We start from the raw sequence: 23,468 nt of genomic DNA on the forward strand, positions 1-23,468 counted from the left end.
GTGCGTACGTGCGCACCGATCCTACCTCCGGGCCATGGGGCCCTTCGGGGCCACTACGCTGGGCCCGTGCCCCGCTTCAGCGTGATCGTTCCCGTGTATCAGGTCGAGGACTACCTCGTCGAGTGCCTCGACTCGGTGCTCGGCCAGGGCGGCCCCGACCTCGAACTGATCGCGGTGGACGACCGTTCCCCGGACGGCTGCGGTCGGATGCTCGACGAGGCCGCCGCCGCCGACCCGCGGATCCGGGTGCTGCACCTGCCCGAGAACGTCGGCCTCGGCCGGGCCCGCAACGCCGGCCTGGAGGTCGCCACCGGGGAGTACGTGGTCTTCCTCGACAGCGACGACACGCTCACCCCCCAGCTGCTCAAGAGCGTCGACGACCGGCTCGCCGCCACCGGCGACCCGGACGTCCTGGTCTACGACTACGCCCGCACCTACGCCGACGGCCGGATCACCCGGGCCGCCTCCGCCCACGTGTTCGGCGCCGCCTCCCCGGACGTCTTCGACCTCGCCGCCCGCCCCGACCTGCTCGACCTGCTCCAGGTGGTCTGGAACAAGGCCTACCGCCGCGACTTCGTCACCGCCCAGCAGCTGGTCTTCCCGGCCGGCTACTACGAGGACACCCCCTGGACGTACCCGGTGCTGCTCGCCGCCGCCCGGATCACCCTGCTCGACGAGGTCGGCGTGCACTACCGCCAGCGCCAGGAGGGCGGCAACATCCTGGCCACCGCCAGCCGCAAGCACTTCGACGTCTTCGCCCAGTACGACCTGGTCTTCGCCTTCCTGGACCGCCGCCCCGACCTCGACCACTGGCGCCCGGTCGTCTACGGCCGGATGCTGCACCACCTCAACACCGTCGTCTCCAAGCCCGGCCGGATCCCGCCCGGCGACCGCCGCGAGTACTTCCGCCGCGCCGCCGCCCACTGCGCCCGGCTCCGGCCGGCCGGCTACCGCCCGCCGCCCGGCGTGGACGGCGTGCGCACCGAACTGCTCAGCCACGGCCGCTACGGCGCCTACCAGGCCGTCCGCGCCCTCGCCCGGGCCCGCCGACTGGTGAAACGCTAGAATCTGCGCCGAGCCTGACGGCCATTCGGAGGACGGGCCGGTATAACCGGTCGGGTGGACTTCCTGACCCGCCTCCCGGTCGTCGGCCCGCTCGTCACGTGGGTGCTGCGCAGCCGCCCGTACCGGGTGTACGAGTACTTCTCCGCGGCCCGGGGCAACCGGCTGGCCGGTGCGGTCACCTTCTTCGGCTTCCTCGCCCTGTTCCCGCTGCTCACGGTGGGCCTGGCGATCGCCGTCTCGACGCTCAGCAGCAGCCAGGTGGCGGACCTGCAGAAGCACATCTCCGACCAGCTGCCGGGCATCTCGCAGGCGCTCAACCTGCCGTCCCTGGTGGCGAACGCGGGCGCCGTCGGACTGGTCAGCGGGGCGCTGCTGCTGGTCTCCGGCCTCGGCTGGGTGGACACCATGCGCACCTCGATCCGGGACGTCTGGCAGCTGCCCGACGACGACACCAACGTGGTGCTGCGCAAGGGCTGGGACTGCGCGGTGCTGGGCGGCCTCGGCGTGGTGTCGCTGATCTCGGTGGGCGCCTCCACCGCCGGGACGACGCTGGCAGGGCGGATCGCCGACTGGACCGGCCTGCGCAGCGGCTACCTGCTGACCGGGGTCGGCGTGCTCATCGCCATAGCGTGCGACACGCTGCTCTTCGCCTACCTGCTGGCGCCGTTCCCCGGGGTCGGCGGCCAGCGCCGCCGCGACGTGCTGCAGGGCGCGCTGATCGGCGCGGTCGGCTTCGAGCTGCTGAAGGTCCTGCTCGCCTCCTACCTCGGCTCCGTCGCCGGGAAGAGCCTGTACGGCGCCTTCGGCGTGCCGGTGGCGCTGCTGCTGTGGATCAACTTCGTCTCCCGGCTGCTGATGTACTGCGTGGCCTGGACGGCGATGGCCGATCCGGTGGCCGCCCGGGAGCGCACCCGGGAGCACGCCCGGGCGCTGCTGGCGGCGGCCGACGAGGCGCAGGCGGCCGCGGACACGACGGCGGCCCGGCCCCGGGAGGAACCCTGAGGCCGGGCCGTCCGTCCGGCCGTCACCAGCCGGCCGCTCCGCGGCGGCCGCGCCGCAGGACCAGCACCCCGTAGCCGGCCGCGGCCGTCACCAGCACGACGGCCAGCCAGCCGCCGAGGCCGAGCCCGTCGTCCTCGGCGGCGGCGGGGGTGGCAGTGGGGGTGGTGCCGGGCCGGGTGGCGGGGGTGGAGTCCGGCGGGGGCGCGCCGGCGGTGCCGCCGGCCTGGCCGGAGGGCTCGCCGTCCGGCGGGAGTTCGTCGACCAGCTTGCCGACCGGCTGCACCTTTCCGGCCGCCGCGAAGCCCCAGTCCAGCAGGGCCGCGGTCTCGTCGTAGACCTTCTGGTAGCTGTCCGGGTGCATCACGGTCACCAGCAGGGTGCGGCCGTTGCGTTCGGCGGCGCCGACGAAGGTCGAGCCGGCGTTGGTGGTGAAACCGTTCTTCACGCCGATCAGGCCGGGGTACTTGCCCAGCAGGCGGTCCGTGTTGGCGATCCCGAAACTGCCGCGCTGGCCGGTGTTCTTGTCCACCGCGCCCGGGAACATCGCCTGCCGGGTGGCGCAGTACATCCGGAAGTCGGGGTTGCGCAGGCCGGCCCGGGCGAACAGCGACAGGTCGTAGGCCGAGGAGAGCTGCCCGTCCATGTCGTAGCCGTCCGGGGAGATCACCCGGGTGTCCCGGGCCTGGAGGGCGTCGGCGCGGGACTGCATCTCGACGACGGTCTGCTCGACGCCGCCGTTCATGTGCGCCAGGACGTGCACGGCGTCGTTGCCCGAGCTCAGGAACACCCCGCGCCACAGGTCCTCGACCCGGTATTCCAGGTTCTCCTTGATGCCGACCAGGCTGCTGCCCTCACCGAGCCCGAGGATCTCCTCGTCGGCGACCTTGTGCACCGTGCTGCGGTCGAACTTGGGCAGCACGGTGTCGGCGAAGAGGATCTTCAGGGTGCTGGCCGGGGCGAGCCGCAGATGCGGGTTGCTGGCCGCCAGCACGTCGCCCGACGTGGCGTCGGAGACTATCCAGGACTCGCCGGTGAGGTCCCTCGGCAGGGCCGGGGCTCCGGCCAGCGGCGAGACCTGGACGCCGGAGTGCCCGAGCCGCTCGCCGCCGACCACGGAAGCGGCCGGGGGCGGCTCCTGCGGGGCGGCGACCGCCCCCGGGGCGGCTAACAGGGCCGGGAGGACCGCGGCGGTCGTGACGAACAGATGCGCGAATTTCTGACGACGTGTGGACACGCGCAGACCGTACCCACTTCGGGGCATCCGCTGTGCGCCACACCGGGCCGGTCCTCCGTACGAGGGGCCCGCCCTACGCCGATCGGCGGTCCGCGCATACTGGGGGACGCACCCCGCCTCCCCACCCCCGACGAGGACCCCCATGAAGCTCAGCCGCCGCACCTCCTGGTTCCTGACCGCCTTCGGCGTCTGGTCGATCATCATCTGGACCACCTTCGTCAAGAACCTCTGGAAGGACTCCGGCGGCCAGGCCTTCACCAACGGCGACCACTCCCAGCCCACCGCCTTCTTCTGGATCCACCTCCTCCTCGCCGTCACCTCCTTCCTCCTCGGCATCGCCGTCGGCGCCATCGGCCTGCGCGGCCTCCGCGCCACCCGCCGCACCCCGGCCACCGACTGAATCTCCGTTGCCGCTGTCGGTCCCCACTGGAAAGATCCTCACCGCTCGTACACGTAACGAGATCTCTCGATCAAAGGGGTGGGGTACCTCCATGACACTTCGACATGCCCACAGACTCGGCGGCCTGACGGCGGCCGCGATCGCGGCCGGCCTGCTCACCGCGCCCGGCGCCTTCGCCGCCGACACCGCGCCGGCCGTCCTCGGCACCAGCCAGGGCAGCGAGTACCGCGCCGACGCCTGCGACTCGACCACCGACCCGAGCTGGGTCGGACGGACCACGAACGGCCCGACGCTCAACGCCAAGGTCACCGGCACCGGTGCCCGGTTCGGCGTCTGGGACGAGACCACGGGCGCCCAGGCCCCGGTGTTCACCGGCGAGGCCCAGGCGTACGGCCAGCAGGCCAAGGTCGCCGTCCCCGGCCTGGTGGACGGGCACGGCTACGCATGGCACGCCTGGGCCGTGCAGGACCAGCAGGCCTCCACCCCGTCGGCGGACTGCCACTTCCGCGTGGACACCACGAGCCCGACCGCCACGGTCTCCTCGCCCGACTTCCCGGCGAGCGGCACCGCCACCAAGTACGCGGGCCAGATCGGCACCTTCGTCCTCAAGGGCGTCGACCCGGCTCCGGCCGGCGGCGCGGCTTCCGGCATCGCCTGCTTCCGGTACAGCTTCTCCACGCTGGGTGTCGGCGGCTGCTCCTCGCCGAACGCCGTTCGGCCGAACGACGACGGAACGGTGTCGTTGCCGCTGAAGGTGCGGAACTGGGGCACCAACATCCTCAACGTCCAGGTGATGGACAACGCGGGCAACGTCAACGTGGCGTCCTACACCTTCTACGCCCCCTCGAACCCGAACCCGCCGCAGGCCCTCGGCGACATCGACGGCGACGGCGTTCCGGACATCCTGCTTCCGGACTCCGCAGGCAACCTCCAGATCATCAGCGCCGGCTCGGCGAGCACCACGCCGACCGCGACGATCCCGGCCAACTGGTCGCCCAACCAGAATTCCTGGACCAACGTCCAGGTCATGCACCGGGGCTGGGACGACTCCCACGCGCCGATGGACGACCTGCTGATGCACGAGGGCGGATCCGGGGCGCTGTACTTCTCCAGCAACCAGGACTACGGCTCCTTCACCGGAGGCCGGCTCTCGGTCTCCCGGCCGAGGGCGTGCCAGAACGCCTCCGGTAAGGCGACCGCCTGCCCCGGGGGCTACGCAACCGACTGGCACAAGGCCGATCAGCTGGCCCTGATCGGTTCCTTGGACGACTCGACGGTCTCCTCACTGGTGACCATCGAGGAGGGCAACCTCTGGTTGTTCACCGACCCCGGCTTCTCGTACGCGCTGAGGAGCGCTCGTCAGCTCACCACCACCGGTGACTGGGCCGGCTACGACCTGATCGCCCCCGGCCCGGACGCCGCGGGCAACCTGGCCCTGTGGGCGCGCGACCGGGCGACCGGTGACCTGCACGCCTACCCGGTCCCGAAGAAGGCCGACGGCACCTTCGACTTCTCCGCGCTCGCGGACCCGAAGGCGAACGTGGTCGCCACCGGCTTCACCACCGCCGCCTACCCGACCCTCGGCAGCTCGGGCGACGGTGACGGGGACGGCACGCCGGACCTGTGGGCCGTGACCGCCGACCGGCACCTGGTGACCTTCAGCGGCTGGTCCGCCCCGAAGGACCTCGGCGCGCTGCGCTGAGCCCATGGCGAAGGCCCCCGTCCGATCATCCGATCGGACGGGGGCCTTCGCCGTGTCAGGCGGAGATCAGAAGCGGCGGGTGACCAGCGCCCGCTTCACTTCCTGGATCGCCTTGGTGACCTCGATGCCACGCGGGCAGGCCTCGGAGCAGTTGAAGGTGGTGCGGCAGCGCCACACGCCCTCACGGTCGTTGAGGATCTCCAGGCGCTGCTCGGCGCCCTCGTCGCGCGAGTCGAAGATGAAGCGGTGCGCGTTCACGATCGCGGCCGGGCCGAAGTACTGGCCGTCGTTCCAGAACACCGGGCAGGACGACGTGCACGCGGCGCACAGGATGCACTTGGTGGTGTCGTCGAAGCGCTCGCGGTCCTCGGCGGACTGCAGGCGCTCGCGGGTCGGGTCGTTCCCCTTGGTGATGAGGAACGGCATGACGTCCTTGTACGCCTGGAAGAACGGGTCCATGTCCACGACCAGGTCCTTGAGGACCGTGAGGCCCTTTATGGCCTCGATCGTGATCGGCTTCTCCGGGTCGACGTCCTTGATCAGGGTCTTGCACGCCAGCCGGTTGCGGCCGTTGATCCGCATGGCGTCGGAGCCGCAGATGCCGTGCGCGCAGGAACGGCGGTAGGTGAGGGTGCCGTCCTGCTCCCACTTGATCTTGTTGAGCGCGTCCAGGACGCGCTCCTTCGGGTCGAGCGTCAGCTGGTAGTCGACCCACACCGGGTCCGGGTGCTCCTCCGGGTTGAACCGGCGGATCCGGAAGGTGACGGTGATCAGCTCGACGCCGCCCGCCTCGACCGCGTCCAGAGCGGCCGAGTGCTTCTCCACGGTAGGAGTGCTCATCAGTACTTACGCTCCATCGGCTGGTAGCGGGTCGTGACGACCGGCTTGTAGTCGAGGCGGATGGAGGTGCTGCCGTCGGCGGCGACCTCCTGGTACGCCATGGTGTGCTGCATGAACTTCACGTCGTCACGGGTCGGGAAGTCCTCGCGGTAGTGGCCGCCGCGCGACTCCTCGCGGGCCAGCGCGGAGACGGCCAGCACCTCGGCCAGGTCGAGCAGGTTGCCCAGCTCGACGGCCTCCAGCAGGTCCGTGTTGTACCGGAAGCCCTTGTCCTGGATCGAGACGTTCTTGTAGCGCTCCTTCAGCGCGGCGATGTCCTCGACCGCCTGCTTCAGGGTGGCGCCGGTGCGGTACACCATCGCGTTGGCGTCCATGGTCTCCTGCAGCTCCTTGCGGATCTGCGCCACGGACTCGGTGCCGGCGGCCTCGCGCAGGCCGTCGACCAGGGCCTGGACCTTCTCGGCCGGGTTCTCGGGCAGCTCGACGAACTCGTGCACGTTGGCGTAGTCGGCGGCGGCGATGCCCGCGCGACGGCCGAACACGTTGATGTCCAGCAGCGAGTTGGTGCCCAGGCGGTTGGCGCCGTGCACGGACACGCAGGCGACCTCGCCGGCCGCGTACAGGCCCGGGACGACGTCGGTGTTGTTGCGCAGCACCTCACCCTCGACGTTGGTCGGGATGCCGCCCATGGCGTAGTGCGCGGTGGGCTGGATCGGGATCGGGTCCGTGTAGGGCTCGATGCCGAGGTAGGTGCGGGCGAACTCGGTGATGTCCGGGAGCTTGGCGTCCAGCTGCTCCGGCGGCAGGTGGGTCAGGTCCAGGTAGACGTGGTCGCCGTCCGGACCGCAGCCGCGGCCTTCGCGGATCTCGGTGTAGATCGCGCGGGAGCAGACGTCACGGGACGCGAGGTCCTTCATGACGGGGGCGTAGCGCTCCATGAAGCGCTCGCCGTCCTTGTTGCGCAGGATGCCGCCCTCGCCGCGGGCGCCCTCGGTGAGCAGGATGCCCATGCGCCAGATGCCGGTCGGGTGGAACTGGAAGAACTCCATGTCCTCCAGCGGCAGGCCGCGGCGGTACACCAGGGCCTGACCGTCACCGGTGAGGGTGTGGGCGTTGGAGGAGACCTTGAAGAACTTGCCGGTGCCGCCGGAGGCGAACACGACGGACTTGGCCTGGAAGACGTGGATCTCGCCGGTGGCCAGCTCGTAGGCGACGACGCCGGCCGTCTTGCCCTCGTTGATCAGCAGGTCGAGGACGTAGAACTCGTTGAAGAACTCGACGCCGTGCTTGACGCAGTTCTGGAACAGCGTCTGGAGGATCATGTGACCGGTGCGGTCGGCCGCGTAGCAGGAGCGGCGGACGGGGGCCTCACCGTGGTTGCGGGAGTGCCCGCCGAAGCGGCGCTGGTCGATCCGGCCCTGCTCGGTGCGGGAGAAGGGCAGGCCCATCTTCTCCAGGTCGAGGACGGCGTCGATGGCCTCCTTGCACATGATCTCGGCGGCGTCCTGGTCGACCAGGTAGTCACCACCCTTGACCGTGTCGAAGGTGTGCCACTCCCAGTTGTCCTCCTCGACGTTGGCGAGGGCGGCGCACATGCCGCCCTGGGCCGCGCCGGTGTGGGACCGGGTGGGGTAGAGCTTGGTGAGGACGGCGGTGCGGGTGCGCTGCGTCGACTCGATGGCCGCGCGCATGCCGGCGCCGCCGGCGCCGACGATGACGGTGTCGTACTGGTGAATCTGCATGGGGGTTCTAACTCGCCTCTGGCCTCTGCCGATTGCCGATTAGATGCTTTGTCGTCAGATGTTGGGGTCGAAGGTGAAGATCACCAGGGTGCCGAGCAGCACGGTGAAGACCGTGGCGGTACCCATGAGCCCCTTCAGCCAGAGCCGGGTCGAGTCCTTCTCGGCGTAGTCGTTGATGACCTGCCGCATGCCGTTGGCGCCGTGGAGCATGGCGAGCCAGAGCATCGTGAGGTCCCAGACCTGCCAGAACGGCGAGGCCCAGCGGCCGGCCACGAAGGCGAAGCCGATCTTGGAGACGCCGCCGTCGAGCACCAGCATGATGAGCAGGTGCCCGAGGATCAGGACCACGAGGACGATGCCGGACAGGCGCATGAAGAGCCAGGCCAGCATCTCGAAGTTGGTGCGGGTGCGGCGCGGGGTCTTCGGGGTCCGCTTGCGCGGCGGCTCGATGACGAACGCGTCCGCCGGGTTGCCGGTGCCGAGGCCCTTGCCGGTGTGCGCGTGCGCGGAGGGGACGACCAGCGCGTCGGAGTATTCCGTGGACATGTGTCAGCTCACTTCCCGAACCAGGAGATCAGCGTGTGCTGCAGGATCCCGTAGAAGGAGCCGGCCATCAGCACGACCCAGACCGCCACGACGGTCCAGAGCATCTGCTTCTGGTACTTCGGGCCCTTGGACCAGAAGTCCACGGCGACGACCCGCAGGCCGTTGAGGGCGTGGAACAGGATGGCGGCCACCAGGCCGTACTCCATCAGGTTCACGAGAGGAGTCTTGTACGTCTGAATGACGGTGTCGTACGCCTCGGGCGACACTCGCACCAGAGCGGTGTCCAGGACATGGGCGAACAGGAAGAAAAAGATGAGGACGCCGGTGACTCGATGAGCCACCCAGCTCCACATGCCTTCCCGGCCGCGGTACAGCGTTCCAGCCGGCACGGAAAAACCCTCCGGAAGCGATTGGGGGCTCGGCCGGCTTCGGTGTCGGTCAGCCCGGCCAGGTACGGTCCACCGGCCGCCAGCATCCTATCGACGCTGCGTCGGGAACCGCCTCCGGGGGTCTCAGGTGTGATCAATCAGGCACGACTGGCCTAGCCGGACGGGAACCAGCGGCGCTTTGGTCGCTCTGGGTGACGGCTCGACTGCGTTACGGTGGCGGCCCGCTCCGCCGCCGACACCCTGCCGAGGCCCCCGTGCCGCTTCGCCCCGTCCGACCGTCCGCCGCCGCCCTCGCGGCCCTGCTGCTGCTCGCCACGGGCTGCACCACGGTCGGCGGCTCCTCCGCGGACCGGGCCGGGCCCGGCCGCGAGCTGTCCGCGGCCGAGCTGCGGGCGGCCGCGGTGGCCGGTGCCGACCTCGGGGCGGGCTACACGGTGACGGTGATGACGCCAGGCCACGGCGACACCGGGGCGGGCGCGGGGCGGGAGGTCGCGGACGTCCCGGCCTGCCAGCCGCTGCTGGACGCGGTGACCCCGGCCGCCTCGGCCGCCCCGACCGGCGCCGGCACCGCCTCGGCCTCGCCGGCCCCGGGCTACCCGTACGCGGAGACCGACCTGAGCGTGGCCCGGACCGCCGACCCCAGGGGTGGCGTGTACGGCGGCCTGCTCGGCTACCGGACGGGGCGGGCGGCCGTGCTCCAGGCGGAGCTGGAGAAGCTGTTCGGCCCGTGTGCCGCGTTCACCTCGATGGCCCCGGCGCCGCCGGCCGAGAAGCCGGGGAAGAAGGCGCCGATCCGGACCAGGCACCGGCTGAACCGTGAGGACACGCCCACCCCCGGGGGAGCGGACGCCGCGCTCGGATTCACCCTGACGAATGAATCGGGGAGCGCGGTGCTCTCGCAGCGTGCGGTGCTGGCCCGGATCGGGCCGGCGCTCGCGGTGTTCACCACCTTCGGGGTCGCCGCCGAGCCGGCCGCCGCGCCGGACGAGGTGATCGTCCGGCAGCAGGTGGCCAAGCTGCGGGCCGCCCAGGCGAAGAAGAAGTAGCGGGCGGAGAGTTAGCGGGCGGGATGGAGGAGACGGCGGCTGCTCAGCGCGCCCCGGCCTCCGAATGGGTGGCGACCAGGTGCTCCAGTCGGGTGAGGGCGATCCGGCGGAGCTCGTCCGCCGCGATCAGCCGCTCCTCGTCCGGGTCGTTGGCCAGCCGGGTGCGGATCGAGGAGAGCACGGTGTCGAGCATCTCCTCCGGGGCCACACCCTCCAGGCAGACCACGAAGACGTGGCCGAACCTGGCCTCGTACGCGGCGTGGGCGGCCCGCAGCGCGGTGTGCGCGGCCTGGCTGCCCGGTGCCCGCATGCCGAGCAGCGGTTGCGGCATCCAGCTCTCGTCGGCGAGCGCCTCGGCCAGGTCGGCCGGGCGGAGGTCGTAGGAGGCCTCGCTGGCGGCGGCCAGCAGGGACTCTATGTCGGGGTAGGGCCGGTGCGCGGTGAGCCGCAGGGCCCAGCGGTGGCTGCCGCAGCAGGCCAGGAGGGCCTCCTCGGCGGCGCCGGCATCGGCTTCGTTGAAGCGGTGCAGCCCGAGGAGGGTCGGCTCGGAGCTTGGATCGAGCCGCTGTGGCGGGATGTCGCTGGCCAGCGGGTCCTCCTCGTGAGGGCGGGAAGGTGCCGGTGAAGTGGGGTGGGGTGGAGCAGCTGAAGTATGGGGGCTGCGGGCGGCGTCACGGCGCCGGTCGGGCAGCTCCTCAAAGGTAGTTGAGCCGTCATCAGTTGGGGAGGGCGCGCGCGGAATTCATCCGGACGAGCTATCAAGTTGTGACGTTGACATCTTTGTGTCAGCGCCCTCCCCACATTCATCTGTTAATCCGGCATCCGCTGATCCGGCACCCCCACCTCAGGAGGGCGGCTCTGGCGAGGCCCTTGGCCAGAGGTGTACGGGGTGGCCGGGCCGCCGGTGGATCCGACCGCCGTCAGGCGCGGTGGACCTTGTGGTTGGCGGCCTGGGCGCGGGGGCGGACGACCAGGAGGTCGATGTTGACGTGCGGGGGGCGGGTGACCGCCCAGGCCACGGTGTCGGCGATGTCCTCCGAGGTCAGCGGCTCGGCCACGCCGGCGTACACGGCCGCGGCCTTCTCCTCGTCGCCGCGGAAGCGGGTGACGGCGAAGCCCTCGGACTTCACCATGCCGGGGGCGATCTCGATCACCCGGATCGGCTCCCCGCACAGCTCCAGGCGCAGCGTCGCCGCGATGGTGTGCGCGGCGTGCTTGGCCGCGACGTACCCGCCGCCGCCCTCGTACGCGGCCAGCGCGGCGGTCGAGGAGAGCACCAGCACGGTGCCGTCGCCGGTGGCCCGCAGGGCCGGCAGCAGCGCCTGCGTCACGTGCAGCACGCCGAGCACGTTCACCTCGTACATGGCCAGCCAGTCGGCCGGGTCGCCGTGCTCGACCGTCTCGGCGCCGATCGCCCCGCCGGCGTTGTTCACCAGCACGTCGACCCGGCCGACCTCGGCCGCGAAGGCGTCCACGGCGGCCCGGTCGGTGACGTCGAGCGTGACCGCCCTGGCCGAACCGCCCCCGTCGGCGATCTCCTTGGCCAGCGCCTCGATCCGCTCGGTCCGCCGGGCGGTCAGCACCACGTCGAAGCCCTCGGCCGCCAGCCGGCGGGCGGTCGCCGCGCCGATTCCACTGCTGGCACCGGTGACCACGGCCACCTTCTGCTCGGTCATTGCCACTCCCTGGGGCTCATCCGGTCGTTCACCCGATCATCTCAACCGTGTCCGCGCCCGCGCCGCCCGGTCCCGCTCCAGGTCCTGTCCTACATTGCGAGGACCGACCGATGCCCCCGCCGATCCCGTGGAGGGACCTCATGGCAGCCGAGCCGCGCCGCGCCGAGTCAGGCTTCCCGATCGAGCCGCTGTACGGCCCGGAGGCGCTGGCCGACTGGGATCCGGCGAGCAGGCTCGGCCGGCCGGGGGAGTACCCGTACACCCGGGGCGTCTACCCGACGATGTACGCCGGCCGGCCGTGGACGATGCGCCAGTACGCGGGCTTCGGCACCGCCGCCGAGTCCAACGCCCGCTACCGGCAGCTGATCGCGGGCGGCGGCACCGGCCTGTCGGTGGCCTTCGACCTGCCCACCCAGATGGGCTACGACTCGGACGCGCCGCTCGCCGCCGGGGAGGTGGGCAAGGTGGGCGTGGCCGTCGACAGCGTCGAGGACCTGGCCGTGCTGTTCGACGGCATCCCGCTGGGCGGGGTGTCCACCTCGATGACCATCAACGCGCCCGCCGCACTGCTCCTGCTGCTCTACCAACTGGTCGGCGAGGCCCAGGGGGTGGCGCCGGCCCGGCTGACCGGCACGGTCCAGAACGACGTGCTGAAGGAGTACATCGCCCGGGGCACGTACATCTTCCCGCCGCAGCCCTCGCTGCGGCTGGTCGCGGACGTCTTCCGGTACTGCCGGGCGGAGATCCCGCGCTGGAACACCATCTCCATCTCCGGCTACCACATGGCCGAGGCCGGGGCGGATCCGGCGCAGGAGATCGCCTTCACGCTGGCCAACGGCATCGCCTACGTCCGTACCGCGATCGCCGCCGGGATGGCGGTGGACGACTTCGCCCCCCGGCTCTCGTTCTTCTTCGTGGCCCGGGTCACGCTGCTGGAGGAGGTGGCCAAGTTCCGTGCCGCCCGCCGGATCTGGGCCAGGGTGATGCGGGAGGAGTTCGGCGCGAAGGATCCGCGCTCGTGGATGCTGCGCTTCCACACCCAGACCGCCGGGGTGCAGCTCACCGCCCAGCAGCCCGAGCTGAACCTGGTCCGGGTCTCGGTGCAGGCGCTCGCCGCGGTGTTCGGCGGCACCCAGTCGCTGCACACCAACGGCTTCGACGAGGCGATCGCGCTGCCCACCGAGAAGGCCGCCCGGCTCGCCCTGCGCACCCAGCAGGTGCTCGCCCACGAGACCGACGTGACCGCCACCGTCGACCCGTTCGCCGGCTCGTACGCGGTCGAGTCGCTGACCGACGAGGTGGAGGCCGCCGCGCTGGCGCTGATGGCCCGGGTCGAGGAGCTGGGCGGCGCGGTGGCCGCGATCGAGCAGGGCTTCCAGAAGGCCGCGATCGAGCGCACCGCCTACCGGCTCCAGCAGGAGACCGACTCCGGGGAGCGGACGGTGGTCGGCGTCAACCGCTTCCGGCTGGACGCCGAGGAGCCGTACCGGCCGCTGCGGGTGGATCCGGCGGTCGAGCGGCAGCAGGCCGAGCGGCTGGCCCGGCTGCGGGCCGGGCGGGACCGCGTGGCCGTCGCCCGGGCGCTGGACGGCCTGCGCCGCACCGCGGAGGGGGCGGGGAACGTGCTGTACCCGATGAAGGAGGCGCTGGCCGCGCGGGCCACCGTCGGCGAGGTCTGCGACGCGCTGCGGGAGGTGTGGGGCGTGTACGCCCCGGTGGAGAGCTTCTGACGCATCGCCAAGAAGGGGCCGGCCGTGACCGCCGCTCCGGGCGGTCGTTGCACAGGGCAAGCAATCGGGGAAGGCGGCTGAAACGAGATGTCATACCCACCTGTTCGGCCGGTATGCGCCCATCCGGGGACTAGTTTTCCAGAAGTCGGGCCAAATCCCCCCAACAGGCCTACCCTTGTTGAGATGAACCGTCCTGAGCCCGCTCAGCCGGGCGCCACTCTGGCCACCGCACGCCCCGCCGCCGAACTGCGCGCCCGGGTCCGGGGGCTGGAGTCCGAGCTGATCGCCTTCCGCCGTGACCTGCACCGGCACCCGGAGCTCGGCCGCCAGGAGTTCCGCACCACCGGCCTGCTCCGCGACCGGCTGGTGGCGGCCGGCCTGAGCCCCCGGGTGCTGCCCGGCGGCACCGGCCTGATCGTCGACATCGTCCCGGCCGGCACCGCCCCCGGCGCCGAGTTCCTGGCCTTCCGCGCCGACATCGACGCGCTGCCGATCGACGACGCCAAGACCGACGTGCCGTACCGCTCGACCGTCCCCGGCCGGGCCCACGCCTGCGGCCACGACGTGCACACCGCGGTGGTGCTCGGTACCGCCCTGGTGCTGGCCGAGGCCGTCCGCACCGGCGAACTGCGCCGCCCCGTCCGGCTGGTGTTCCAGCCGGCCGAGGAGGTCCTGCCGGGCGGTGCGCTGGACGTGATCAAGGCCGGGGGGATGGACGGCGTCGGCCGGATCTTCGCGGTGCACTGCGACCCCAAGGTGGAGGTGGGCCGGATCGCCCTGCGCACCGGGGCGATCACCTCGGCCTGCGACCGCCTGGTGCTGCACCTGGACGGCCCCGGCGGGCACACCGCCCGCCCGCACCTGACCACCGATCTGGTGACCGCGATCGCCCGGATGGCCGCCGACCTGCCGGGCGCGCTGGCCCGCCGGATGGACCCGCGCTGGGGCGTCAGCCTGGTCTGGGGCCGGATCGCCTCCGGCTCCGCGCCCAACGTCATCCCGCAGCGCGCCGAACTGGAGGGCACCGTCCGCTGCCTGGAGCTGGACGGCTGGCGCGAGGCGCCCGACCTGCTGCACGAGCTGATCGCCAAGCTCGCCGAGACCTACCGGGCGAAGTGGACGCTGGACTACCACCGGGGGGTGCCGCCGGTGGTCAACGAGGCGGTCTCGGTCGCCCTGCTGGACGCGGCGATGACCGACCGGTTCGGCCGGGAGGGTGCGCAGGTGGTGGAGAGCACCGAGCAGAGCCTGGGCGGCGAGGACTTCTCCTGGTACCTGGAGCACGCCCCGGGCGCGCTGGCCCGGCTCGGCGTCCGCGCCCCCGGTGACACCACCGTCCGCGACCTGCACCAGGGCCGCTTCGACGCCGACGAGCGCGCGATCGGGATCGGCGTGGAGCTGTTCGCGGCGCTCGCCCTGGACGAGCCACAGCACTGAGCCGCGGGACTGAGCTGCGGAAATCGAACGGCAGAGCTGAGCGGCAGGACCGAGCCGCCGAAACCGAACAGCAGTACTGAGCCGCGGGATTGAGCGGCGCACACCGTCCTCGGGCATCTCCTCGGGCACTGCGTGAACGCCCTCTCGGGCGACCCTCGGGCGACCGGCCGGCACCTCATCTCGGTGACCGGCCGGTTTACCGCCATCCGGGGTTATCGAACGGTTCCGTAGACTGGGCCGCAAAACCAGCTTTGGATCACCGTCCGCGCACGGGAATAGGGCCTTGGGAAGACCGTGAGACCACGGTTTGATAACAACCCGAATGGTCCGGCAGCCCGTAACCCAACCGTGTTCTACGCGCGTTACGGTGGCGTCCGACCACGCTAATCAGGTGCGTGTGAGAAGGAGATACTCCCTTGCGCCGTTCAATGAAGCTCGCTGCGGTTGTGCTCTCGGGTTCCCTGGGCATGGCCTCGCTCGCCGCTTGCGGCGCAAAGAGCACTGACACCAACACCTCCTCCGGTTCGGGCGACGGCTCGATCAAGGTCGGTATGGCCTACGACATCGGCGGCCGTGGCGACCAGTCGTTCAACGACTCCGCCGCCCGCGGTCTCGACAAGGCCAAGGCCGAGCTCGGCGTCGCGGTCACCGAGGCCGACGCCAAGACCGGTGAGGCCGAGGCCGACAAGGAGACCCGCCTCAAGAACCTGATCGACGGCGGCTACAAGACGATCATCGCGGTCGGCTTCGTCTACCAGCAGGCGGTCGACAAGGTCGCCAAGGACAACCCGAACGTCAAGTTCGCGATCATCGACTCGAACGACAAGGACCAGCCGTCCAACGTCACTTCGCTGGTCTTCGCCGAGCAGGAGGGTTCGTACCTCGCCGGCGTCGCCGCCGCGAACAAGTCGAAGTCCAAGCACGTCGGCTTCATCGGCGGTGTGCAGACCGAGCTCATCAAGAAGTTCGAGGCCGGTTACAAGGCGGGTGTGAAGTCCGTCGACGCGAACATCCAGGTCGAGACCACCTACCTGACCACGCCTCCGGACTTCACCGGCTTCAACTCGCCCGACAAGGGCAAGGAGGCCGCGCAGGGCCAGCTCGACAAGGGCGCGGACGTCATCTACGCCGCCGCCGGCTCCTCCGGCAACGGCGCCATCGAGGCCGTCGCCAACAAGCCGGGTGCCCTGGCCATCGGCGTCGACTCCGACCAGGCCGCCCAGCCGGCCCTGGCGAAGTACAAGAACAGCATCCTGACCTCGATGGTGAAGAACGTCGACAACGCCGTCTTCTCCTACATCGAGTCGATCAAGAAGGGCCAGCCGTTCACCGGCATCAAGCTCTTCGACCTGAAGGCCGAGGGCGTCTCGCTCGCCACCACCGGCGGCAAGCTCGACGACATCCAGGACAAGCTGAAGGGCGCCACCACGGCGATCACCTCCGGCGCCACCACCGTCCCGACCGCGCCGGCCCAGTAAGGCCCGCGCGTCCCGGACGCACCGGCGACTGCCGCCTGCCCGGCAGCGCCATGAACGGCAAAGCATCACGGGAGGGGCCCGGCAGGGTGCGCTCAACGCGTACCCCCGGGCCCCGTCCCGTCCCCCTGTCTTCCCCTTGGCCCTCCCAGCGCAACGACGCGCCTCCAGACCACCAGGAGATCGCCATCACCGCATCCGACCCCGTCCCCCCGCGCGAGGACGGTACCCCCAGCGCGGGGACGGCGACATCGGCCGTCGAACTGCGCGGCATCACCAAGCGCTTCCCCGGTGTCGTGGCCAACCACGACATCAACCTCACCGTCCGCAGCGGTACCGTGCACGCCCTGATGGGTGAGAACGGCGCCGGCAAGTCGACGCTGATGAAGATCCTCTACGGCATGCAGAAGCCGGACGAGGGCACCATCGCGATCAACGGCGAGCCGTGCGAGTTCAACACCCCGGGCGACGCCATCTCCCGCGGCATCGGCATGGTCCACCAGCACTTCATGCTGGCCGACAACCTCACCGTGTGGGAGAACGTCGTCCTCGGCGGCGAGAAGCTCCACGGCATCGGCGCCAAGGCGAAGGCGAAGATCAAGGAGATCTCCGACCAGTACGGCCTGGGCGTGCGCCCGGACGCCCTGGTCGAGGACCTCGGCGTCGCCGACCGCCAGCGCGTCGAGATCCTCAAGGTGCTCTACCGCGGCGCCAAGATCCTGATCCTCGACGAGCCGACGGCCGTGCTCGTCCCGCAGGAGGTCGACGCGCTGTTCGACAACCTGCGCGAGCTCAAGTCCGAGGGCGTCACCGTCATCTTCATCTCGCACAAGCTGCACGAGGTGCTGGCGGTGGCCGACGCGATCAGCGTGATCCGGCGCGGCACCACGGTCGGCGACGCCGACCCGAAGGCCGTCACCGCCCGTCAGCTGGCCGAGATGATGGTCGGCGCCGAGCTGCCCTCCCCGGAGAGCCGCGAGTCGACCGTCACCACGACCGAGATGCTCGACGTCAAGGACCTGCGGATCGCCAAGACCGACGCCGAGGGCATCGAGCGCGTCGTCCTCGACGACATCTCGCTGCGCATCCACAAGGGCGAGATCCTCGGCATCGCCGGCGTCGAGGGCAACGGCCAGGCCGAACTGGTCGAGGCCATCATGGGCATGCTGCCGCTGGACGGCGGCACCGTCACCCTGGACGGCAAGGACCTCTCCGGCTCGCTCACCCGGGCCCGCCGCGAGGCCGGCATCGGCTACATCCCCGAGGACCGCCACAAGCACGGCCTGCTGCTGGAGGCCCCGCTCTGGGAGAACCGGATCCTCGGTCACGTCACCGAGGCGCCCAACTCCAAGGGCGTCCTGCTCGACCCGGGCGCCGCCCGCAAGGACACCTGGCGGATCGTCGAGGCCTACGACGTCCGCACCCCCGGCATCGAGGTCACCGCGGCCTCCCTCTCCGGCGGCAACCAGCAGAAGCTGATCATCGGCCGCGAGATGAGCCACCAGCCCAAGCTGCTGATCGCCGCGCACCCCACCCGTGGTGTGGACGTCGGCGCGCAGGCGCAGATCTGGGAGCACATCCGGGTCGCCCAGCGGGCCGGCCTGGCCGTCCTGCTGATCTCCGCCGACCTGGACGAGCTGATCGGCCTGTCCGACACCATCCGGGTCATCTACCGCGGGCGCCTGGTCGCCGACGCCGACCCGGCCACCGTCACCGCCGAGGACCTCGGCACCGCCATGACGGGTGCCGCCAGCGGCCACCTCGAGTCCGATGCGGAGGCCGTCGAGCACTTCCACGAGATCCTCGCGGAGGGCACCGAGGCCGAGTCCGACGCCGGCCCCACCGACACCGCCGACGACCCGCAGGCGGGGGAGTAACCCACATGACCAGTCCCAACACCGCCGCCAAGCGCAGCCTGGCGCAGCGGATCAGCGGTGAGCGGATCGTGCTCGCACTGGCGGCGCCGGTGCTCGCGGTCGTGCTCTCCATCGTGATCTGCTCCGTCCTGCTGGCGACTTCGGGCAAGAACCCGTTCGACGCGTGGAACGTGATGCTCACGTACGCCGGCAAGTCGGACGGCCAAGTGGGGATCCTCAACCGGTCCACCACGTACTACCTGGCCGCAGCTGCCGCCGCCTTCGGGTTCCGGATGAACCTGTTCAACATCGGCGTCGAGGGCCAGTACAAGGTCGCGGCGCTGTTCGCGGCCTTCGTCGGCGCCAAGGTCGACCTGCCCGCGATCATCCAGATCCCGCTGCTGCTGGTCACCGCCATGCTGGTCGGCGGCCTGTACGCGAGCATCGCCGGTCTGCTGAAGGTCTACCGCGGGGTCAGCGAGGTCATCTCGACCATCATGCTGAACTCGATCTCGATCGCGGTCGTCGGCCTGCTGCTCGTCCCCGGCATCTTCGCGCCGAAGACGAGCGCCACCAGCAACTCGATCCAGACCGACCCGATCTCGCAGTCCAGCCACTTCTTCACGCTGGAGACGGCGGGTGGCCCGCTCTGGGGCTTCATCTTCATCGCCGCCCTGGTCGGCGTGGTGTTCCAGTTCGCGCTGACCCGTACCCGCTTCGGCTTCGACCTGCGCGCCACCGGCCGCTCGGAGTCGGCCGCGACCGCGTCCGGCGTGAACGTCAAGCGCATGGTGATCATCTCGATGGCGGTCTCCGGCGCGATCGCCGGTCTGATCGGCATGCCCGAGCTGGTGCAGAACTCGTTCTACTACGGCCAGAGCTTCCAGCCCGGTCTGGGCTTCCTCGGCATCTCGATCGCCCTGCTCGGCCGCAACAGCCCGATCGGCATGGCCTTCGCGGCCCTGCTGTTCGCCTTCCTGGACACCACCGGCTCCCAGCTGCCGCTCCAGGGCGGCTTCCCCTTCGAGATCGTCGACGTCATGAAGGGCACCATCGTCATCTGCGTCGTCGTCGCCTACGAACTGGTGCGCCGCTACGGCCTGAAGCGCCAGCAGCAGAAGGTCGGCGCCCAGCTCGCCGCCCAGCTCGCGGCTCAGCTCGCGGCCACTGAGAAGAAGGAGGTGTCCGCATGAGCACGGCTACCGCCGCGCGTCCCAAGGCGCCGGGCGCGCCCACCAAGAAGCGCAAGATGTCCTGGCCGGTGGTGCTGCTGCTGATCGCGGGCGCCCTGGTCCTGTTCTCCGCCGTGGGCATGGCCACCGGCAACCACGCGCTGACCTCCTCCGGTCAGATCACCGCCGCGCTCAGCGCCGCCGTGCCGATCGGCATGGCCGGTCTGGGCGGTCTGTGGTCGGAGCGGGCCGGCGTGGTGAACATCGGCCTCGAAGGCATGATGGTCGCCGGCACCTTCTGCGGTGCCTGGGCCGGCTACCTGGTCAACCCGTGGGTCGGCCTGCTGGCCGGCATGCTCGGCGGCGCGCTCGGCGGTCTGCTGCACGCGCTCGTGACCGTCACCTTCGGCGTCGACCACATCGTCTCCGGCGTCGGCATCAACCTGCTGATCCCCGGCATCTGCGCGTACGTCAACCGGATCTACTACAAGGACTACATCGCGGTCGGCGCGGGTGCGAACCAGTCGCCGCCGGCGGATCCGCTGCCGTACATCACCGTTCCCGGGCTGTCCTCGTGGCTGTCCGACATCGAGAAGCACCACTGGTTCCTGGTCTCGGACGTGGCCGGCGTGGTCGGCGGCCTGGTCACCAACATCTCGGTGGTCGTGCTGCTGGCCGGCGCGATGATCGTGGTCAGCTACTTCGTGCTCTGGCGCACGGTGTTCGGCCTGCGGCTGCGCTCCTGCGGTGAGAACCCGACCGCCGCCGAGTCGCTGGGCGTCAACGTCTACAAGTACAAGTACCTCGCGGTCATCGCCTCCGGCGCCTTCGCCGGCCTCGGCGGTGCGTACCTCTCGCTGGTCGCGGCGCACTTCTACAAGGACGGCCAGACCCTCGGCCGCGGCTTCATCGGCCTCGCCGCGATGATCTTCGGCAACTGGATGCCGGGCGGCCTGGCCATGGGCGCCGGCCTGTTCGGCTTCACCGACAGCCTCCAGCTGCGCGACCCGGAGTCGGTGCACGTGCTGATCCTGACCGTCGCCATCGCGATGGCACTGCTCGCGCTCTGGCAGCTGTACCGGCGCAAGTTCACCGGCGCGGCGATCTCCTTCGTGGTCGCCGGCGGTCTCGGCGCCTGGTACGCGCTCACCGACGAGGTGCAGCGCCCGCTGATCGTCGCCACGCCGTACGTGATCACCCTGGTGGTGCTCTCGCTGGCCTCCCAGCGGCTGCGCATGCCGAAGGCGGACGGTCAGATCTACCGCAAGGGCCAGGGCAAGTGACGGCGCCTGCGGCGTCGGCCGCGATCGACTGGGAGCGGCTGCGCGCGGCCGCGCGCGAGGCGATGACCCACGCGTACGCCCCCTACAGCAAGTTCCCGGTCGGCGCGGCCGCGCTGGTGGACGACGGGCGGCTGGTCACCGGCTGCAACGTCGAGAACGCCTCGTACGGGCTCGGGCTGTGCGCCGAGTGCGGGCTGGTGTCCGCGCTGCACGCCACCGGCGGCGGCCGGCTGACGGCCTTCACGTGCGTCGACGGCGCGGGTGAACTGCTGATGCCGTGCGGGCGCTGCCGCCAGCTGCTCTACGAGCACGGCGGGCCGGAACTGCTGATCGAGCTGCCCTCGGGGATCCGCCCGATGAGTGAGGTCCTGCCCGACGCGTTCGGGCCGGAGCGGCTCTAGCTTCGACAATTGTTACGCGCGTAGAGTGTCGCGAGTGGGCCGGAACCCGGTCATCTCGCGACACTCTTCGCTTTTGAAACCCCTCTTGGAGCACGCATGGACGCCATCTCCGTCATCAGGACCAAGCGCGACAGCGGAGAACTGAGCGACGCTCAGATCGACTGGGTCATCGACGCCTACACCCGCGGCGAGGTCGCCGACGAGCAGATGTCCGCCCTGGCCATGGCGATCCTGCTGAACGGCATGAAGCCGCACGAGATCAGCCGCTGGACCGACGCCATGATCCGCTCCGGCGTCCGGATGGACTTCTCCTCGCTGCCACTGCCCACCAGCGACAAGCACTCCACCGGCGGCGTCGGCGACAAGATCACCCTCCCGCTCGCCCCGCTCGTCGCCGCCTGCGGCGCCGCCGTCCCGCAGCTCTCCGGCCGCGGCCTCGGCCACACCGGCGGCACCCTCGACAAGCTGGAGTCCATCCCCGGCTGGCGCGCCCTGCTCTCCAACGAGGAGATGCTCGACGTCCTGCGCTCCACCGGCGCGGTCATCTGCGCCGCCGGTGACGGCCTCGCGCCCGCCGACAAGAAGCTCTACGCGCTGCGCGACGTCACCGGCACCGTCGAGGCCATCCCGCTGATCGCCTCCTCGATCATGTCCAAGAAGATCGCCGAAGGCACCGGCGCCCTGGTCCTGGACGTCAAGGTCGGCTCCGGCGCCTTCATGAAGAACCTCGACAACGCCCGCGAACTCGCCCGCACCATGGTCGGCCTGGGCACCAACGCCGGCGTGAACACCGTCGCCCTGCTCACCGACATGTCCACCCCGCTCGGCCTCACCGCCGGCAACGCGCTGGAGGTCCGCGAGTCGATCGAGGTGCTGGCCGGCGGCGGCCCCGCCGACGTCGTCGAGCTCACCCTCGCCCTCGCCCGCGAGATGCTCGCCGCGGCCGGCGTGCACGGCAAGGACCCGGCCGACGCGCTGCGCGACGGCTCCGCGATGGACCACTGGCGCCGCATGATCGCCGCCCAGGGTGGCGACGTCGACGCCCCCCTCCCGGTCGCCCGCGAGCAGCACGTCATCCCGGCGCCCGCCTCCGGCGTCCTCACCGGGCTCGACGCCTACGCCGTCGGCGTCTGCGCCTGGCGCCTCGGCGCCGGCCGCGCCCGCAAGGAGGACCCGGTCCAGGCCGGCGCCGGCGTCGAGATGCACGCCAAGCCCGGCGACACCGTCGTGGCCGGCCAGCCCCTGCTGACCCTGCACACCGACACCCCCGAGCGCTACGACTACGCCATCGAGGCACTGACGGGCGGCATCGAGGTCTCCCCGGCCGGCACGGCCTTCACCCCGAACCCGATCGTCCTCGACCGCATCGCGTGACCGTGTGATTACCCCATGTGTGGCAGCGTGCCCTACGCTGCCGCACATGGGAGTTGACCGCTTCACGGTCGAGATCGAACCGGAGGGGGGTGGCGATGAACCACCTCCAGTGGAAGACCCGCCGCACGCGTGAGCTGCTGGGCGAGCAGGTGCAGGAGAGCCCGGAGATGGCCGCAGAGCGGCTGGAGTTTCGTTACTCCTGGGCGTTCGGGCAGGCGCTCTACGACCGCCGCACTGCTCTCGGCCTGTCGCAGACGGACGTGGCCCGTCGCGCCAACATGACCGAAGACGAGATCGAGTGCATCGAGGGAGCCGGCACCGTGCCCACCCTGCCGCTGTTGGAAAAGCTGGCGGTGGCTCTGGAAGCCGAGTTGGACCTCCACGTGGTGCCCGGTGCCGATGTGAGGCTTCGCTTTCACCCGCCGGCTGCATGAGGGGCCGACGAGGAGCCCGTACCCGGTTTGCCGGGTGCGGGCTCCTTCCGTGTGTTCAGGCCCGGTCGGCCGGTGTCCTGCGGGTGCGGGTTCAGGCGTAAGTCCGCAGGACGCTGGTGTCGAGCGTCCAGGGGCCGACGGTGATCTTGTCGCCGAAGGCGAAGTCCTTGCGGCGGGTATAGCCGGGCTCGTCGTGGACGATGCCGGTGCCCTTGCGGGGATCGACCAGGAGATAGAGCGGAATGCCCATCGCCGCGTAGTCGTGGACCTTGTCGCGGTAGTCGCTCTCGGGGTTGGACGTGGAGACGATTTCCACGACGAGAAGGATCTCGTGGGGAAGGAAGGCCGGGTCGTCGTCGTCCAGCGCCGCGTCGGGGAACACCATCAGGTCGGGATTCCGAAGCCGACCGAGGCCGACGTCCTCCAGGTCCGCGCCACCGTGGGCGATGTAGCCGGGGTGGGTCTGCGGTAGCTGGGCATTGAGCTGTTGAGCGATCCGCAGTACCGCGAGTTCGTGCCGTTTGACCGGCGACAGCATCAGGACGACCGCTCCGTCGGCGATCTCGACCTTCCCCAGCCCCGGCAGCCGGGGAAGCTGATCGGCGATCTCCCGCAATCGGGCGTACGCCGCCGGATCAACGCTCATGCCCGGAGTGTATCGGCG

At 70.8% G+C, this 23,468-nt stretch carries 22 protein-coding genes; 14 read left to right on the top strand and 8 right to left on the bottom strand.

The window, feature by feature from the left end; genetic code table 11:
• Positions 1-66: 66 nt before the first annotated feature.
• Both A6F73_RS19870 and A6F73_RS19875 read left to right on the top strand, forming a co-directional pair.
• Positions 67-1,065: a glycosyltransferase gene (locus A6F73_RS19870; protein WP_079135826.1), complete on the top strand. Its 999-nt coding sequence runs from the start codon at positions 67-69 to the stop codon at positions 1,063-1,065.
• 54 nt (positions 1,066-1,119) lie between these two features.
• Entirely contained in the window at positions 1,120-2,067 is a 948-nt protein-coding gene (locus tag A6F73_RS19875) for a YihY/virulence factor BrkB family protein (protein ID WP_063349036.1), read from the top strand.
• 22 nt (positions 2,068-2,089) lie between these two features.
• Here the strand turns inward: A6F73_RS19875 and A6F73_RS19880 are convergent, their stop codons facing one another.
• Complete coding sequence (locus tag A6F73_RS19880; protein ID WP_107453066.1) at positions 2,090-3,271, bottom strand: D-alanyl-D-alanine carboxypeptidase; 1,182 nt, start codon at positions 3,269-3,271, stop codon at positions 2,090-2,092.
• Between the two features lie 172 nt (positions 3,272-3,443).
• Here A6F73_RS19880 and A6F73_RS40495 point away from each other — a divergent pair, with 172 nt between their 5' ends.
• Together A6F73_RS40495 and A6F73_RS19890 are read left to right on the top strand one after the other, a co-directional pair.
• Complete coding sequence (locus A6F73_RS40495; protein ID WP_063349038.1) at positions 3,444-3,701, top strand: hypothetical protein; 258 nt, start codon at positions 3,444-3,446, stop codon at positions 3,699-3,701.
• Positions 3,702-3,792: 91 nt separating this feature from the next.
• Positions 3,793-5,403: a hypothetical protein gene (locus tag A6F73_RS19890; protein WP_063349039.1), complete on the top strand. Its 1,611-nt coding sequence runs from the start codon at positions 3,793-3,795 to the stop codon at positions 5,401-5,403.
• A gap of 66 nt (positions 5,404-5,469) precedes the next feature.
• Here the strand turns inward: A6F73_RS19890 and A6F73_RS19895 are convergent, their stop codons facing one another.
• From A6F73_RS19895 to sdhC, 4 genes are read right to left on the bottom strand one after another with little or no spacing between them, the layout of a single operon-like run.
• On the bottom strand, positions 5,470-6,243 hold the full coding sequence (locus A6F73_RS19895; RefSeq protein WP_063349040.1) for a succinate dehydrogenase iron-sulfur subunit: 774 nt from the start codon (positions 6,241-6,243) through the stop codon (positions 5,470-5,472).
• Positions 6,243-7,985, bottom strand: a complete 1,743-nt coding sequence (gene sdhA / locus A6F73_RS19900; RefSeq protein WP_063349041.1) for a succinate dehydrogenase flavoprotein subunit — start codon at positions 7,983-7,985, stop codon at positions 6,243-6,245. The genes A6F73_RS19895 and sdhA overlap by 1 nt, the downstream gene beginning before the upstream one ends.
• Positions 7,986-8,039: 54 nt before the next feature.
• Complete coding sequence (locus tag A6F73_RS19905) at positions 8,040-8,531, bottom strand: succinate dehydrogenase hydrophobic membrane anchor subunit (RefSeq protein WP_063349042.1); 492 nt, start codon at positions 8,529-8,531, stop codon at positions 8,040-8,042.
• 8 nt (positions 8,532-8,539) lie between these two features.
• Entirely contained in the window at positions 8,540-8,920 is a 381-nt protein-coding gene (gene sdhC / locus A6F73_RS19910; RefSeq protein WP_063349043.1) for a succinate dehydrogenase, cytochrome b556 subunit, read from the bottom strand.
• Positions 8,921-9,174: 254 nt separating this feature from the next.
• Between sdhC and A6F73_RS19915 the strand changes: the two genes are divergently transcribed.
• A complete protein-coding gene (locus tag A6F73_RS19915; protein ID WP_063349044.1) occupies positions 9,175-9,966 on the top strand; it encodes a hypothetical protein in 792 nt (263 codons plus the stop codon).
• 43 nt (positions 9,967-10,009) lie between these two features.
• On the opposite strand, the gene A6F73_RS19920 is transcribed toward A6F73_RS19915, so the two are convergent.
• Positions 10,010-10,495, bottom strand: a complete 486-nt coding sequence (locus A6F73_RS19920) for a 2-oxo-4-hydroxy-4-carboxy-5-ureidoimidazoline decarboxylase (protein ID WP_063349045.1) — start codon at positions 10,493-10,495, stop codon at positions 10,010-10,012.
• Positions 10,496-10,886: 391 nt separating this feature from the next.
• Complete coding sequence (locus A6F73_RS19925; RefSeq protein WP_063349046.1) at positions 10,887-11,642, bottom strand: SDR family oxidoreductase; 756 nt, start codon at positions 11,640-11,642, stop codon at positions 10,887-10,889.
• A 140-nt stretch (positions 11,643-11,782) separates the two neighbouring features.
• On the opposite strand from A6F73_RS19925, the gene A6F73_RS19930 reads away from it, so the two are divergent.
• The 9 genes from A6F73_RS19930 (at position 11,783) to A6F73_RS19970 (ending at position 22,804) form a co-directional block, all read left to right on the top strand.
• The gene (locus tag A6F73_RS19930) at positions 11,783-13,372 is read left to right on the top strand and encodes a methylmalonyl-CoA mutase family protein (protein ID WP_063349047.1); all 1,590 of its coding nucleotides are present in this window, start codon (positions 11,783-11,785) and stop codon (positions 13,370-13,372) included.
• Between the two features lie 183 nt (positions 13,373-13,555).
• Positions 13,556-14,809 carry an amidohydrolase gene (locus tag A6F73_RS19935; RefSeq protein ID WP_079135828.1) on the top strand — a complete coding sequence of 418 codons (1,254 nt, stop codon included), beginning with the start codon at positions 13,556-13,558 and terminating at the stop codon, positions 14,807-14,809.
• Positions 14,810-15,225: 416 nt separating this feature from the next.
• Complete coding sequence (locus tag A6F73_RS19940) at positions 15,226-16,287, top strand: BMP family ABC transporter substrate-binding protein (protein WP_063349048.1); 1,062 nt, start codon at positions 15,226-15,228, stop codon at positions 16,285-16,287.
• Between the two features lie 260 nt (positions 16,288-16,547).
• Positions 16,548-18,161 carry an ABC transporter ATP-binding protein gene (locus tag A6F73_RS19945; protein WP_279634956.1) on the top strand — a complete coding sequence of 538 codons (1,614 nt, stop codon included), beginning with the start codon at positions 16,548-16,550 and terminating at the stop codon, positions 18,159-18,161.
• A gap of 5 nt (positions 18,162-18,166) precedes the next feature.
• Positions 18,167-19,333, top strand: coding sequence for an ABC transporter permease (locus A6F73_RS19950; RefSeq protein ID WP_063349050.1), 1,167 nt, complete (start codon positions 18,167-18,169; stop codon positions 19,331-19,333).
• On the top strand, positions 19,330-20,595 hold the full coding sequence (locus tag A6F73_RS42530; protein WP_063349051.1) for an ABC transporter permease: 1,266 nt from the start codon (positions 19,330-19,332) through the stop codon (positions 20,593-20,595). Before A6F73_RS19950 ends, A6F73_RS42530 begins: the two co-directional genes overlap by 4 nt.
• Positions 20,592-20,996 carry a cytidine deaminase gene (locus tag A6F73_RS19960; RefSeq protein ID WP_063349052.1) on the top strand — a complete coding sequence of 135 codons (405 nt, stop codon included), beginning with the start codon at positions 20,592-20,594 and terminating at the stop codon, positions 20,994-20,996. The genes A6F73_RS42530 and A6F73_RS19960 overlap by 4 nt, the downstream gene beginning before the upstream one ends.
• Positions 20,997-21,092: 96 nt before the next feature.
• Complete coding sequence (locus A6F73_RS19965) at positions 21,093-22,370, top strand: thymidine phosphorylase (protein ID WP_063349053.1); 1,278 nt, start codon at positions 21,093-21,095, stop codon at positions 22,368-22,370.
• Positions 22,371-22,465: 95 nt separating this feature from the next.
• Complete coding sequence (locus A6F73_RS19970) at positions 22,466-22,804, top strand: helix-turn-helix transcriptional regulator (RefSeq protein ID WP_063349054.1); 339 nt, start codon at positions 22,466-22,468, stop codon at positions 22,802-22,804.
• 91 nt (positions 22,805-22,895) lie between these two features.
• On the opposite strand, the gene A6F73_RS19975 is transcribed toward A6F73_RS19970, so the two are convergent.
• On the bottom strand, positions 22,896-23,450 hold the full coding sequence (locus A6F73_RS19975; RefSeq protein WP_063349055.1) for a Uma2 family endonuclease: 555 nt from the start codon (positions 23,448-23,450) through the stop codon (positions 22,896-22,898).
• Between the last annotated feature and the right edge of the window lie 18 nt (positions 23,451-23,468).

The organism is Streptomyces sp. MJM8645, assembly GCF_001625365.1.
GTDB lineage: Bacteria > Actinomycetota > Actinomycetes > Streptomycetales > Streptomycetaceae > Kitasatospora.